15 protein-coding genes and 1 pseudogene are annotated in these 12522 nt (G+C 59.7%); 13 read left to right on the top strand and 3 right to left on the bottom strand.

Translation table 11 applies throughout. From position 1 onward, the window contains the following. Positions 1–32: 32 nt before the first annotated feature. The 3 genes from ACFQ3C_RS08670 to ACFQ3C_RS08660 all read left to right on the top strand — a co-directional run bounded on the left by ACFQ3C_RS08670 (position 33) and on the right by ACFQ3C_RS08660 (position 1170). Positions 33–248: a hypothetical protein gene (locus ACFQ3C_RS08670; RefSeq protein ID WP_380790607.1), complete on the top strand. Its 216-nt coding sequence runs from the start codon at positions 33–35 to the stop codon at positions 246–248. Next, a complete protein-coding gene (locus ACFQ3C_RS08665) occupies positions 245–898 on the top strand; it encodes a TVP38/TMEM64 family protein (RefSeq protein WP_380790605.1) in 654 nt (217 codons plus the stop codon). The genes ACFQ3C_RS08670 and ACFQ3C_RS08665 overlap by 4 nt, the downstream gene beginning before the upstream one ends. 95 nt (positions 899–993) lie before the next feature. Further along, entirely contained in the window at positions 994–1170 is a 177-nt protein-coding gene (locus tag ACFQ3C_RS08660; protein WP_380790602.1) for a YHS domain-containing protein, read from the top strand. A 110-nt stretch (positions 1171–1280) separates the two neighbouring features. Here the strand turns inward: ACFQ3C_RS08660 and ACFQ3C_RS08655 are convergent, their stop codons facing one another. Next, entirely contained in the window at positions 1281–1553 is a 273-nt protein-coding gene (locus tag ACFQ3C_RS08655) for a metal-sensitive transcriptional regulator (protein WP_380790600.1), read from the bottom strand. A gap of 134 nt (positions 1554–1687) precedes the next feature. On the opposite strand from ACFQ3C_RS08655, the gene ACFQ3C_RS08650 reads away from it, so the two are divergent. From ACFQ3C_RS08650 to ACFQ3C_RS08635, 4 genes and pseudogenes are all read left to right on the top strand, one after another. Continuing rightward, positions 1688–2476, top strand: coding sequence for a glutaredoxin (locus tag ACFQ3C_RS08650; RefSeq protein ID WP_380790598.1), 789 nt, complete (start codon positions 1688–1690; stop codon positions 2474–2476). A gap of 169 nt (positions 2477–2645) precedes the next feature. Continuing rightward, a pseudogene (locus ACFQ3C_RS08645) lies at positions 2646–2810 on the top strand (TetR/AcrR family transcriptional regulator); the annotation flags it as partial. A gap of 452 nt (positions 2811–3262) precedes the next feature. Further along, a complete protein-coding gene (locus tag ACFQ3C_RS08640; RefSeq protein WP_380790596.1) occupies positions 3263–3679 on the top strand; it encodes a universal stress protein in 417 nt (138 codons plus the stop codon). A 41-nt stretch (positions 3680–3720) separates the two neighbouring features. After that, positions 3721–5385, top strand: a complete 1665-nt coding sequence (locus ACFQ3C_RS08635; protein ID WP_380790593.1) for a BCCT family transporter — start codon at positions 3721–3723, stop codon at positions 5383–5385. Between the two features lie 353 nt (positions 5386–5738). Here ACFQ3C_RS08635 and ACFQ3C_RS08630 read toward each other — a convergent pair whose 3' ends face one another. Then, a complete protein-coding gene (locus ACFQ3C_RS08630; RefSeq protein ID WP_380790591.1) occupies positions 5739–6134 on the bottom strand; it encodes a helix-turn-helix domain-containing protein in 396 nt (131 codons plus the stop codon). 859 nt (positions 6135–6993) lie between these two features. On the opposite strand from ACFQ3C_RS08630, the gene ACFQ3C_RS08625 reads away from it, so the two are divergent. The 4 genes from ACFQ3C_RS08625 to ACFQ3C_RS08610 all read left to right on the top strand — a co-directional run bounded on the left by ACFQ3C_RS08625 (position 6994) and on the right by ACFQ3C_RS08610 (position 9925). After that, entirely contained in the window at positions 6994–7965 is a 972-nt protein-coding gene (locus ACFQ3C_RS08625) for an AraC family transcriptional regulator (protein WP_380790588.1), read from the top strand. 109 nt (positions 7966–8074) lie between these two features. Beyond that, on the top strand, positions 8075–8929 hold the full coding sequence (locus ACFQ3C_RS08620; RefSeq protein WP_380790586.1) for an NmrA family transcriptional regulator: 855 nt from the start codon (positions 8075–8077) through the stop codon (positions 8927–8929). 8 nt (positions 8930–8937) lie between these two features. Beyond that, a complete protein-coding gene (locus tag ACFQ3C_RS08615) occupies positions 8938–9354 on the top strand; it encodes a DUF4345 domain-containing protein (protein WP_380790584.1) in 417 nt (138 codons plus the stop codon). Positions 9355–9415: 61 nt separating this feature from the next. Beyond that, entirely contained in the window at positions 9416–9925 is a 510-nt protein-coding gene (locus tag ACFQ3C_RS08610) for an anthrone oxygenase family protein (protein WP_380790582.1), read from the top strand. A 175-nt stretch (positions 9926–10100) separates the two neighbouring features. Here the strand turns inward: ACFQ3C_RS08610 and ACFQ3C_RS08605 are convergent, their stop codons facing one another. Beyond that, positions 10101–10982 carry a LysR family transcriptional regulator gene (locus tag ACFQ3C_RS08605; RefSeq protein WP_380790580.1) on the bottom strand — a complete coding sequence of 294 codons (882 nt, stop codon included), beginning with the start codon at positions 10980–10982 and terminating at the stop codon, positions 10101–10103. 107 nt (positions 10983–11089) lie between these two features. On the opposite strand from ACFQ3C_RS08605, the gene ACFQ3C_RS08600 reads away from it, so the two are divergent. Together ACFQ3C_RS08600 and ACFQ3C_RS08595 are read left to right on the top strand one after the other, a co-directional pair. Further along, positions 11090–12070: an NAD(P)-dependent alcohol dehydrogenase gene (locus ACFQ3C_RS08600; RefSeq protein WP_380790578.1), complete on the top strand. Its 981-nt coding sequence runs from the start codon at positions 11090–11092 to the stop codon at positions 12068–12070. Positions 12071–12123: 53 nt separating this feature from the next. Then, the gene (locus ACFQ3C_RS08595) at positions 12124–12480 is read left to right on the top strand and encodes a VOC family protein (protein ID WP_380790576.1); all 357 of its coding nucleotides are present in this window, start codon (positions 12124–12126) and stop codon (positions 12478–12480) included. Positions 12481–12522 lie beyond the last annotated feature (42 nt).

The following is a 12522-nucleotide window of genomic DNA, read 5'->3' as shown; positions in this document are numbered from 1 at the left end:
GGAATCCGAGTCATACATCAAAAGGACCGGCAATGGACTGCACGATCAACCGCGTGATAGCGGACGCTGAATTCGATGCCGTTGACGTGCGCACCTGCGCGGCATTGACAGGTAAAGGTTTAGGCGTGCTAACCGAGATCGATGCCATAGCGACGATGAAGACTATCAAAAAAAAAAGCAGAACTGATAGCCATCCCAGGCGAGGTCCGCGCACTTCTGCAGAAGGTCGTAGAGGCCGTCTGAGATGAGTCTGCGCGCCTCCATTATAGCAGGGTTGGCGATCCTCGGGGTCGCCCTGGTCGGCGTGTGGCAGTTTTCGCCATCAGTGTTCACAGAGGCACCTGGTCTGATGGACGGTGAGAGTCTCAAGATGCTGGTCGTGCGCGCAGGTATTTGGGGTCCTGTCTTGATCGTCACGCTAATGACGGTCGCAATCGTGGCCAGCCCAATCCCCAGCGCACCGATAGCTCTGGCTGCTGGGGCGGCCTACGGACATATCTGGGGCACGGTCCTGGTCGTGATCGGGGCTGAGTTGGGAGCGCTAATAGCGTTCGGATTGGCGCGGGTTCTGGGGCGGGACGTCTTGCGACGAATGTTCGGCGACAAGCTCGATGCCGGGCTTCTGGGTTCGCAAACAGCCTTGACGGCCACGGTCTTTGCAAGCCGCCTCATGCCGTTCGTATCCTTCGACATGATCAGCTATGCTGCAGGCCTCAGCCGCCTTCATACTTGGCGGTTCGCTTGCGCGACCTTGGCTGGCATCATTCCAGCAAGCTTCCTGCTGGCCCATTTCGGCGACGAGGCTGCCAGCGGAGACCTTGGGCGAGCAAGCTGGGCGGTTCTCGGCCTCGGGCTGGTGACGGGGGTGCCACTGCTTTGGGCAGCGTTGCGAAAATAGCCTGGAGCGGGAGATGTCGACCGCCGCTGAACTCACCTGCGTTCTGCACACCGGGATGCACCTGTCAGAACATCATATTGAAAGGCCGATCCACTATGGAACATGACCATCACCCTGCCCGAAACATTCCTGAGGGGAGCGAGACGTCTAGGGATCCAGTCTGCGGGATGACGGTCGCGGTCACACCCGAGGGGCGACACGCGGAGTTTGGGGGTAAGACCTTTCATTTCTGCTCCGAGAAATGTCAGACCAAGTTCAAGGCCGACCCGTGACACTACGCGTCGGGCCGCGCCACAGGAAAGAAGAAAGCTGCGCCGGCCGACGTTCAGTACACCTGCCCGAGCTGCGCTGGCTTTGTGCATCAACGCTCAGTTGCGCGATCCTAGCGGGACGCTTTTTGGAGAAGTCCGATCAGCTCATCGAACTTTGCCCGTTGTTCCTCGGGGTCTCCGCTCTCGATAGCAGACTCTACGCAGTGTTGGGCGTGGTGTTCCAGCAGCATTTTTTCCACTGCTAGAACCGCCGACCGGATAGCAGCTGTCTGAACCATGATGTCCATGCAGTAGCGATCGGCTTCCACCATCTTTGCGACACCACGCACTTGGCCTTCGAGGCGTGCAAGGCGGTCTAGCGTCTTTTGCTTGTTGGCTTTCATGAAAGCGCTCTCTTTTTCCGGAACCATCATAGCGATCGCTTACTTATACCCCATAAGGGTATATTGACAAACCGAATATATACCCCCTATAGGTATTATTGTCTCAATGACTGATATGAATAAGGAATAACAAAATGCCAAAGGATTTCCGCAACGTCTCAGATGTCGCCACTGACCCCGCTACCGATGCAACCGGAAAAACCGCCGTAATTTACCGCATGGCACTTCCCGATCATCTATGTCCTTCCGGCCAGAAGGCGCGCTGGCTGCTCGAAAGCAAGGGATACACGGTCGATGACCGCTTGTTCCGTGAGCGGTCCGAGGTCGATGCTTTCAAGAAGCAATATGGCGTTCCCACGACGCCGCAGATCTGGATCGAGGGAAAACGGGTCGGCGGTTATTCAGATCTGCGCGAAAAACTGACTGCTTACGATCCCAAGGCCACCACCTATCGCCCAGTCGCCTATCTGTTTACGGTCGCTGCGGCCACTGCGATTGCGTTGTCCATCGGCTTTCTAGGTGCAATTACGTGGCAGACGCTGGGCTGGTTCGTTTCCGTCTCGATGATCCTTCTAGGCATGCAGAAGCTGCGCGACGTTGAGGGTTTCACGACTATGTTCCTCAACTATGACCTGCTGGCACGCAAATGGGTTCCTTATGCCTATATCTACCCCTGGGTCGAGACCGGGGCAGGCATATTGATGACCGGCATGTTGCTGACCCCGCTTGCCGCACTCGCGGCACTTTTCATCGCGACGGTCGGCGCTGTCAGCGTGTTCAAGGCGGTCTATTTAGATAAGCGTGAGCTGAAATGTGCATGTGTCGGTGGCAACTCCAATGTCCCACTCGGCTTTGTCAGCCTTTCTGAAAACCTGATGATGATTGGTATGTCGGTGGTGATGCTGAGCATGATGTTCGTTTGAGGTTGCCCTGTGCTCACGGAAAACGACTCCGTTAGACTACAGCCACTCCATCGCCAGGCCACTTTGGCGGCGTTGAGCTTAGGCTTTCCGCCGCCAAAGTGGTAAGTTGGCAACTGACATTGACCTCCGTTTTCTCAGAATGGGCAAAGAAGGCCTTGACTGAACACCTAGGCAAGCGCAGGAAACTGGTGATATCGGTCGCGCGCATGATCCTGATGTCCTCGCGCGCAGGTATCAGTCTGACCTCTTGGGTCTGCGTGTTTCGGCGGAACGCGATGGCGTAGACGCACTGGCGATTGCGGCGGACATCGCGCACAGCTTGGCCCGGCTTTGACCGCACCATCGGGGTGCTCAGCTTTAGCGCGCTGGACTTGACAGGATACAACTCCCAAAAAAAAGCGCGGCTGCATGCGTAAGGCTCGGAAGTTACCTGGCTTGCGGTTCTTTATAAGTAGGTGGACGCAAAGCGGACGCTAGTTGTGTTGACACAAAGGTCAGGTGCGGGCCGCTCGCTCTCCGCTTCCAACGCTCGACACGAAGCGCGGGAGGAGGACCTTTGCTGGACCATGCATGGAGGTCCACTGTGCGGGGCAAAACCGTCGATACCTGCAAATTTGGTTTGAAGTCGGTCCAATTGGCACTGTTTTTGCCAAATTCTTCAGGATGTGTAGACTAGCTCTCTCGAGCCGCATCGCAGCTTGGTCATGAAACAAGAGCGCAAAGCTTTTTGGCAGGACGGTCTGCAGCCTTCTCCATCATGCGCCAGCGCTTAAAGTGGAGGTAGAAATGTTCAAACGGATCATGGCACCGGTCGACTTGTCGCATATCGACATGTTGAAACGTGCACTCGATTGCGCGGCGGACCTCGCCAAACACTACGGTGTGCCAATCACATATGTGGGGGTGACGTCATCTGCCCCCGGCCCATTAGCGCATAACCCGAAAGAGTTCAGCCAAAGACTTGGCGCATTCGCCGCGTCTGAGGCGGTGAGGCACGGCGTGGAAACCTCTGCGCACACGGCGATCGCGCATGACCCCACGACAGATGTCGACGATGCGCTGATGCGCGCAATTGGTGAAACCGGCGCCGATCTCGTCGTGATGGCGAGCCATGTGCCGAACGTCATGGATTACATCTGGCCGTCCAACGGTGGGAAGCTCGCCGAGCATGCAAAGTGCTCGGTCATGGTTGTGCGTGCCTGACGCACGATTCCACACAAGGAAAAAACAGGGGAAGCCGAGACATGACTGACAACACTGACATCGATGATAATACGGGGATCCCCGCGCCAGAAGGCGCGTCCGATCTCATTGATACCGATTACGAGATCGGACAGGACAATATCGTAGCGAAGATCGGCCCCTTCGGTCTGGACATTCACAACCCGGTCTTTCTGATCTCGGGGCTTTCGGTGGTGGCCTTTGTGGTCTACGCGCTGCTGGCCCCGCAGCAGGCGGCCGATTTCTTCGGCTGGCTGCGCCCGGCCCTGACTTCCACGTTTGACGGTTTCTTTCTGTCGGCGGCAAACATCTTCGTTCTGTTCTGCCTCTTTCTCATCGTGTCGCCCTACGGGGCGGTCCGTTTGGGCGGTGCCGACGCCACACCCGATTACGGCTATACGGGCTGGTTCGCGATGCTCTTTGCTGCAGGGATGGGCATCGGGCTGATGTTCTTCGGCGTTCTGGAACCTGCCTATTATTTCGGCACCCCTTGGGGGGACGAACCATTGGGGGTGGTGCGCCCGTTCACCGAGGATGGGGTGCTGATCCCGGAAAACGTGGACGCCGCCCGGCGCATGGCGCTTGCCGCGACCTCTTATCACTGGGCGCTGCATCCTTGGGCGATCTATGCCGTGGTCGCGCTCGCGCTGGCGCTGTTCAGCTACAACAAGGGTCTTCCGCTGTCGATCCGCTCGGCCTTCTACCCAATCCTGGGTGAACGTGTCTGGGGCTGGTGGGGCCATGTGATCGACATTACGGCAGTCTTTGCCACGCTATTCGGTCTTGCGACATCGCTGGGTCTGGGCGCTCAACAGGCCAACGCCGGGCTGGAGCATGTCTACGGCATCACCAGCAGCGTGACCGTTCAGGTTATCCTGATCATCGGCATCACGCTTATCGCGCTTGTGTCGGTCCTGCGGGGCCTTGATGGCGGGGTCAAGGTATTGTCGGAAATCAACATGGGGCTGGCAATCTTGCTTCTGCTCTTCGTGCTCTTCACTGCGGGAGCGGTCGGCATCGTCACCGATTTCGGCAAGACCCTCGTTGCCTATGTGCAGGAGGTGATCCCGCTGTCCAACCCCTTTGGTCGTGAAGACGACGGTTACCGCGAAGGCTGGACCGCGTTCTACTGGGCGTGGTGGATTTCTTGGTCGCCCTTCGTCGGAATGTTCATTGCCCGTGTCTCGCGTGGCCGAACCGTCCGCGAGTTCATCACCTGCGTACTGATCATCCCTTCGTTGGTCTGCGTCTTCTGGATGGCCGTGTTTGGCGGTACGGCGATCAACGACATGATCGCGAACCTCGACGCAAGCGCCGTAAAAGCCAATGTGATCGACGCCTATGTGCCGGAACTGTCGCTGTTTGCGATGCTTGAAAGCCTTCCGTTGGCCTCAATCACGTCGACCGTCGGTATCGTCCTCGTGATCGTCTTCTTCGTGACATCTTCTGACTCCGGCAGCCTCGTGATCGACACGATTACGGCCGGTGGCAAGGTGGATGCGCCGGTGCCGCAGCGCGTTTTCTGGTGTACCTTCGAAGGCCTGGTCGCCATCGCGCTCTTGATCGGTGGCGGACTTGGATCCTTGCAGGCGATGGTCATCTCGACGGGCCTGCCTTTCACGGTCGTGCTGCTGCTGATGTGCTGGTGTATCCTCAAAGGCCTCATGCAAGAGCACAGACATATCTGAACCGCCAAGGTGGAGCGGGCGCAGCCATGCGCCCGTTCACAGTTGTGCCTGCCACAGATAAGCCTAGCAGCCCGCCTGCTAAGCACATGTCCGATCTTCCGATGCAAACATTGCTGACGCAGCATCGGCTTGAGCCCAATGCGACCGCAATCCAAGACTGGTATTATGACTTCGTTGCTATTGATTTCCACAACCAGTCTTCCCGGAGAGGCTTGTCCCGTGATCTCGCCCTCGGTGTTAGCCTTGCTCTGGCCGGGGTTGGAGAAGAAAGCCTGTGTCTCTGCGGGAGGCAAGCCCGGTTTGTGGGGGAGCTTGCGGCGGGCAGAAATCTATTCCGTCCGCCGCTTACTGTATCAGGCCGCTATTGCAGCCAAGGCCAAAAGTCCTTCCAGAGCCTGCTTGAAGGGACCCTCCACCTCGATCTCGTCCCGCATGCTGGCCATACGGAACATCGTGAGGATCCCCAGTTCGGCATCGGACAGGGGCAGCCCGAGGACATCGACCAGAACTTCGTGGACGCCTGGGTGATACTCCTCGATCGCAATCATCAGGAACAGGCGTTCGTCCATACCCAGGGTCTGGGAAAGCGCCGGGATCCTATCCAGCGGAACACGCGTTTCACCGGTCTTGAGCATCGAGATGATATTGGCGTGCTTGAAGCCGACACGATCGGCGATCTCACGCTGGGTCAGTTCGCATTTCTCGATTGCGTCCGCAAGCATCATTGCGGTGGGGCTAATGGTCGTCATGTGCATCTCCTGTGCAACTGTTTCTCATGCACAGTGATAGTCAGCTCTCTGGGGTCCGCGGGTGGTCAAAGGATTGGCTCAAGAGAATGATGGCGTTGGTCAAAACGCGCGCCAACTTCTTGGGCAGCCTCAGGAAAGACGCCCGGTGTTGGTTGCCGCAAACCCCTACGCAAAATAGCGTTTTCGCGTGGGGTTTTCATAGGGTTTACATATGGGGGCTAGTTTCTGACTGGTCGTTATCTCTGTGCTTGGGGCAAAACAAGATAACTCCTGCGCTCGTCGCGACCTGCCTCTCCAAGGTTCCGACACCGATCCTGATTTTCCTGCCGCCAAGGCCTTATCAGGCATACAGCTCTATCTAGGACTTCCGAGTTCCAAGAGTGAACTGCTATCGGCGAAGCGCTGGCCTTTCCCTCTGGATGGCTGCCGAACGGTATCCAGTTTGACGCGCCGGTTGCGGGAAGAATGCCGCCGAAAACCCGGTGACCCGAGCCGGATGACGATCCTACTATCCAAGTTAGGGGCGTCCCGGGAGTTATTGGTTGAGCACCGCGTCTGGCGTGTGCCTGAGGCTCGCCAGGGCGCGCGTAGGCGGTACCCCCGGTTTTCATGAGGGCAGTTGCCCGTTGCTGTAAAGCGCGCTGTAGCGCGACCTCTGAGAGCTTTCCCGTCTGACTTGAGCAGGCGTGGATGGCTTTACCGGACTGTCGGGAACGGTAGGTCTTAAGATCTTAGGAGTGGTCAGTTCAGGCAAGTTAAGGCCTTCGGGTTGCCTATATCCTCCTCGAGCTTGGCTGCTCACCCAGTCTAACTTAGTATGCCGGGCATGGGGTATGTGACATCGCTTTTCGCACGCAAGATGGTCGCAGCGGCGGGCGACACCATCGATGCCGCGGCAATTCTGGCTGGTTTGGGGATCGACCCGGAAGGCCCGGTTGACCCCAGACAGATGATCCCGGCCGCGCGCTATTATGCGATGCTCGAACAGCTGGCAGAGCAGATCGACGTCACCGACCTGCCAGTGCGCGCAGGTGCCTCTATGCAGCTCGACGAATACGGCGCACTTGGGCTGGCCTTCAAGGCTGCCAGGACCCTCGGTGCATCTTACGCGCGGGTAGAACGCTACGCACGTCTTTGGACGAGTGTCGTCGCATATGAATTGCGGCCGGTTGCCGAGGGCACACTTTTCATCCTGCATCGCACCGGCGAAAGGCATCTGGGAATGCGGCTTTCCAACGAGGCGACCCTTGCAAGCGCTGTAGCGATTGCGCGGCAGGTCTGTCCAGCTCCCCTGTCGCCCCTTGAAGTCTTGGTCCGGCACAAAGCGCCGCATTCCATCGCAGCGCATCAGGATTGGTTCGGTTGTCCGGTAAACTTCGGCGCCGAACTCGATGCGATCCTTTTCGCGAACGAGACGCTGGCCCGCCAGAACATTCTGGGCGACGAGGGGATCTCGCGCTACCTGATCTCGCATCTCGACGCGGAGTTGTCAGAGATTACCCGTGAGACCTCGCTTGTCACGCAGACAAGAGCCGCAATCGCCCAGGCCCTCAGCGAAGGCACGCCGAAGATGACGCAGATTGCCCGCGACCTCGGCCTCAGCGCGCGATCCTTCCACAGGCGGCTATCCGAACACGGGATGAACTTCCAGACCCTGACGGAAGAGACCCGCCGCGACCTTGCAGAAGGGTTGTTGCGGGACGGCGGCCATTCCCTGGCCGAAATCGCCTTTCTCACCGGTTTCTCGGAACAAAGCGCCTTTACCCGCGCGTTCAAGCGCTGGTTCGGCACAACACCCGCAGCCTATCGCAAGGATCTGCCCGGCGGCTGACGACCACCTTGGCGACAGCGGTCAAAACGCTGGCAGCGTCGGTCAATACCGCGCGGCGTCACATCAAATATCCCCTGGCCACCGAAAACCAAACCAGGGAGATATCCCCATGAACGACCAATCGATCCTCGTCATCGGTGCAACTGGCAAGACCGGCAGCCGTGTCGCCAACCGCCTCGAAGTGCTGGGCTATCCGGTGCGCAGGGGCTCAAGAAGCTCCGCAACGCCTTTCGACTGGGAAGCGCCCGAAACCTGGGCGCCCGCTCTTCGCGGGGCGCGCGCGGCCTATGTGACCTACTTTCCCGACCTCGCCTTTCCGGGAGCCGTGGAAAAACTCGAATCCCTTTGCGAAACAGCCCGCGACGTAAGCGTGGAACACCTTGTCCTGCTGTCCGGCAGGGGCGAACATAACGCGCGGCTGGGCGAAGAGGTGCTGCGCAATTCCGGCGTGGATGCCACGATCATCCGGGCGGCATGGTTCGCGCAGAACTTTTCCGAAGGCTACCTGCGCGATCCGGTCCTCGCCGGCGTTCTGCCGATGCCCGGTGGCGATGTCGCCGAACCCATCATCGACATCGACGACATCGCCGACGTCGCGGTCGCGGCGCTGACCCAAGAGGGCCACAAAGGCGAACTTTACGAGGTGACAGGCCCGCGGCTGATGTCCTTCGCAGACATGGCCGCCGAACTCTCGCAAGCGACCGGGCGTGAAATCAGGCACATTCCGATCACCTTCGAGGACTTTCACCAAAACATCGCGCAGGCGGGCGGCACATTCGTGGCCGATGTCTTCACAGCCATCGCGCGGGAAACGCTGGACGGGCGCAACGCGCAAACAACGGATGGTGTCATGCGCGCGCTTGGCCGACCTCCACGCGACTTTAAGGACTTCGCCAAGGCGACCGCCCGGTCCGGCGCTTGGACAAGCACCGACAGTCTCTCGCATGAAGGGACGATGGCATGAAACCTTCCTTGCTCGAGAAGATCGCGCTCGGCCTGTCGGGCCTTACAGCATTCACCATCGGCGCTTTGATCCTGTTCGCGCCGCATGCTTTCTACGCCAGCTACGGCATCGCGCTTGGCGAAGACATCAACCTGCTGAGCGAATTGCGTGCTCCCGGCGCCGGTCTTGCGGCGTTCGGCCTACTGATGCTGCGCGGCATATGGCGGCAATCTGCCCTGCCCGTCGCCATGGCTGCGGCGCTGACGGTCTTCATCGCCTTTCCGGCCGGACGGCTTTTCGGGGTTGTGGTGGACGGGGTTCCATCCGGCAGCATCATTGCCGCACTCATCGTCGAACTCGTCATTGCCACACTATGCCTGGCAGCCTTTCGCAGGCGTCTCTGGCATGGAACGCCTGCACCCTTCACGGGGTTACCCGCGCGCTGAACCTGACGCAGCGGCATGGCCAGCAAGGTCGTGCCGCCCCCCATTCAAGGAGTCCCGCCCCATGTCCCCTCTTGTTTTCTACCTCGCTCACTTCGTCGTCCTTGCTTATGCAATGGTTGGCGGCGTCTTTCTCGCCTTCTCGGATTTCATCATGCGCGCCCTGTCCGTGACCAGCGGCCACGGTGGTGTAGAAACCATGCAGACCATCAACCGAGAGGTCTTCCGCTGGGTTTTCATGATGCTCTTCCTCGGGCTGGCACCGGCATCGCTGCTGATCGCGGCCTATGGCGCAATCGTCGTCGAACACGGTTCGGGGCTTCTAATGATGCTAGCCGGCCTTGCATATTTCTCTGGATGCTTCGGGGTAACGGTGTTTTTCAACGTGCCGATGAACGAAACCCTGGCGGAGATGGAGACCTATGCAGATGTGACGCGGGACTACTGGACCCGCACCTATCTGCCCCGCTGGAGCTTCTGGAACACAGTCCGCACCGTTGCCTGCGGACTTTCAGCAGCGCTGCTGCTGATCTCGCTCACCTGGGCGGCGCAGTCTCAGGCGCAAACGATTTGAAAAACGAGCCGCATCAGTGCGTCGGCCTGCTCAAAGAGCCGGAGGCCGCACTGGACAGCCTCCATCGAGTGGTCCGGTCTGATAGTCAGTGCATTGTGGGTCTCCGGTCTTTGGGCCGAAGGTCTCAGGTGCGGCCTGACGATGCAGCCTATCCCAAACCGGGAATGTCGTCGAATTAAGGTCCCAAGAACGCCGCGCGGCGTTCCAAGAGCGCGTCGCACAGGTAGTCGACGAAAAGCCGGACCCTTCGAACTCGGCGCAGCTCGCCATGCAGAAGAACCCAGGTTGCGCGCCGCTGGTCAAGCTCGGTGCCGGGAACGCGTTGCAGTTCGGGGAAGACCGAAGTGACCCATGTTGCAAGGAAAGTCATACCCGCTCCTGCGCGGACAAGATGCAGTTGCATTTCCGGGTCGGGCACCGAGTGGCGGATCCTGGCTTCGGGGAAGGCCGAGGCCCCGATCATGGACGCAAGCTCGGGCACGTCGCCATATCCGATCCAGCTCAACCCTTGCCCCTTCCGGCCCGCCCCAGGCAGGGCGCGGTCGATGTAATCGCGCGAGGCCACCACGCCGATGGACAAGGGAAAGAGTTTCCGCCCGACCGCATCGTCCTCGATCGCGGCGGCGTGGCGGATCGAGACATCCGTTTCGTTTCGGGCGATCGAGTCAAGTTTATAGGCAAGCCGCAATTCGATCTCGATCTCGGGGTAAAGCGCCGCGAAATCGGCCAAGACCGGGGCCAGAAGGTAATGCGCCGTCATCGGGTCCGCCGACAGGCGGATGCGGCCGGATGCCTCGCGGTCGAGCCCCTTTACCGCGTTGAACCCCTTGAGCATTGCCGCCTCGGCGTCAAGCGCTTGCGGCAGCAGGCGTTGCCCGGCGGCTGTCAGGGACAAGCCGTCTGCGCCCCGCCGGAAAAGCTGGGCGCCAAGCTGCGCCTCAAGCGCCTCGATCTGGCGACGCAGGGTAGCGTGGGTGCCGCCCGTTTGCTCGGCAGCCGCCCGAAGCGAGCCGTTCCGCGCAACAGCCAGAAAAGCCGGTAGAGATTTCCAATCCATGACTGCCCGGATCGTTTTTGAACCAATATGGTCTATATTAGTCACTCTTCGGAGCGAAAAGAAACCTCTATTCCCTTCAGCACACCCAGACACCACGGAGGTTCCCAATGATTTCGACACGCACCGCTTGGCAGATCCCGCGCTATGGCCGCCCCGAAATTCTTACACCCGTCACGCTGCCCATGCCGCAGCCTCGCGCTACAGAGGTGCTGATCCGCATCCATGCCTCTGCCGTGACGCGGGCCGACGGCATGATGCGCAAGGGCGAGCCACTGTTTGCGCGCCCGTTCCTTGGCCTGCGGCGTCCGCGCAACGGGCTTTCCGGCACTGGCCTGTCGGGCGAAGTGATCGCGATTGGCGACAAGGTCAGCCGCTTTGCGACGGGCGATATGGTCTTCGGCGAGGCCGGTATGCGCTTTGGCGCAAATGCGAGCCACATCTGCCTGGATGAAGAAGGGGTTCTGATGCTCAAACCGGAAACGCTCTCGCATCAGGATGCGGCGGTTCTGTGTGATGGCGTGCTGACCTCCTGGCATTACCTGCACAACCTCGGCCAGGTGCAAAAAGGTCACCGCGTCCTGATCTTGGGCGGGGCCGGCAGCCTCGGCAGCGCCGCGGTGCAGATTGCCGCGGCAATGGGCGCAGATGTGACGGCCACCTGCAGTGCGCGCAATGCCGGTTTCGTGGCCTCGCTCGGGGCTACCCGCGTCATCAACTACGCCACCGAGGAAGCCTTGCAGCCCGGTGTCGGCTACGATGTGATCTTTGACACGCTGGGCGTAGCGTCTTTCTCGGCTGCCAAGCCTGCGCTTGCCGATGCGGGGTGCTACCTCTGCCCGGTGCTGACACTGAGGCGGCTGCCCGCGATCCTGCTCTCAGGCCTTGTGGGCCGGAAACGCGCCTTGTTCGCGCCCGTGGGTCTGGAAAAGCCGCAGCAACTGCGGGCCATGCTGTCCGAGATCCTGACTCAGATCGACCAGGATCGTCTCGCCACGGTCATGGACCGGATCTACCCGCTGTCCGACCTCGTCGAGGCGCACGCCTATGTCGAGGCCGGACACAAGCGCGGCAATGTCGTCGTGGTGTGAGAGGCTCGCATAACAGCTAGATCGAAACCACGAATTCAATCGGAGAGACTACTATGAAAATGAACTACGTCGTTGTAGGAACCAACGACATGCGCGCATCCAGGACCTTCTACGACGCCCTTTTCGAGGGCATGGGGCTCCAGACCATGTCGCCGTCCGAGCGCATGACCTATTGGATAGGAGAGGACTTTGCCTTTGCCGTTGCAAAGCCTTTCGACGAAAAGCCGGCTACATATGGAAATGGCACGATGGTCGGCTTCTGCTTAGGCGGAAGGGAAGATGTTGAAAGGATGCACCGCCTGGCGCTTGAGCTTGGCGGCACCTGCGAAGGGGCGCCCAATCAGCGTCGGCCAAGGTTTTCGGCCTATGTGCGCGACCTCGATGGCAACAAGCTGTGTCTGTCTGACTGAGCACCGCCGCACGGGGCGACGTAGTCTGGACACCGTCCTCGC

Origin of the sequence: Seohaeicola saemankumensis (assembly GCF_042678485.1) — a bacterium.
Taxonomy (GTDB): Bacteria; Pseudomonadota; Alphaproteobacteria; order Rhodobacterales; family Rhodobacteraceae; genus Seohaeicola; species Seohaeicola saemankumensis.
The sequence above is the reverse complement of the archived record's forward strand: the minus strand, read 5'-3'. Positions and strand labels throughout refer to the sequence as shown.

What these genes read in the sequence shown, in the direction of transcription:
- ACFQ3C_RS08620 (WP_380790586.1), top strand. Translation starts at nt 8,075, where the DNA reads ATGAACGACCAATCGATCCTCGTCATCGGTGCAACTGGCAAGACCGGC.
- ACFQ3C_RS08605 (WP_380790580.1), bottom strand. Translation starts at nt 10,982, where the DNA reads ATGGATTGGAAATCTCTACCGGCTTTTCTGGCTGTTGCGCGGAACGGC.
- ACFQ3C_RS08595 (WP_380790576.1), top strand. Translation starts at nt 12,124, where the DNA reads ATGAAAATGAACTACGTCGTTGTAGGAACCAACGACATGCGCGCATCC.
- ACFQ3C_RS08655 (WP_380790600.1), bottom strand. Translation starts at nt 1,553, where the DNA reads ATGAAAGCCAACAAGCAAAAGACGCTAGACCGCCTTGCACGCCTCGAA.
- ACFQ3C_RS08670 (WP_380790607.1), top strand. Translation starts at nt 33, where the DNA reads ATGGACTGCACGATCAACCGCGTGATAGCGGACGCTGAATTCGATGCC.
- ACFQ3C_RS08650 (WP_380790598.1), top strand. Translation starts at nt 1,688, where the DNA reads ATGCCAAAGGATTTCCGCAACGTCTCAGATGTCGCCACTGACCCCGCT.
- ACFQ3C_RS08625 (WP_380790588.1), top strand. Translation starts at nt 6,994, where the DNA reads ATGGTCGCAGCGGCGGGCGACACCATCGATGCCGCGGCAATTCTGGCT.
- ACFQ3C_RS08635 (WP_380790593.1), top strand. Translation starts at nt 3,721, where the DNA reads ATGACTGACAACACTGACATCGATGATAATACGGGGATCCCCGCGCCA.
- ACFQ3C_RS08610 (WP_380790582.1), top strand. Translation starts at nt 9,416, where the DNA reads ATGTCCCCTCTTGTTTTCTACCTCGCTCACTTCGTCGTCCTTGCTTAT.
- ACFQ3C_RS08630 (WP_380790591.1), bottom strand. Translation starts at nt 6,134, where the DNA reads ATGACGACCATTAGCCCCACCGCAATGATGCTTGCGGACGCAATCGAG.
- ACFQ3C_RS08660 (WP_380790602.1), top strand. Translation starts at nt 994, where the DNA reads ATGGAACATGACCATCACCCTGCCCGAAACATTCCTGAGGGGAGCGAG.
- ACFQ3C_RS08665 (WP_380790605.1), top strand. Translation starts at nt 245, where the DNA reads ATGAGTCTGCGCGCCTCCATTATAGCAGGGTTGGCGATCCTCGGGGTC.
- ACFQ3C_RS08640 (WP_380790596.1), top strand. Translation starts at nt 3,263, where the DNA reads ATGTTCAAACGGATCATGGCACCGGTCGACTTGTCGCATATCGACATG.
- ACFQ3C_RS08600 (WP_380790578.1), top strand. Translation starts at nt 11,090, where the DNA reads ATGATTTCGACACGCACCGCTTGGCAGATCCCGCGCTATGGCCGCCCC.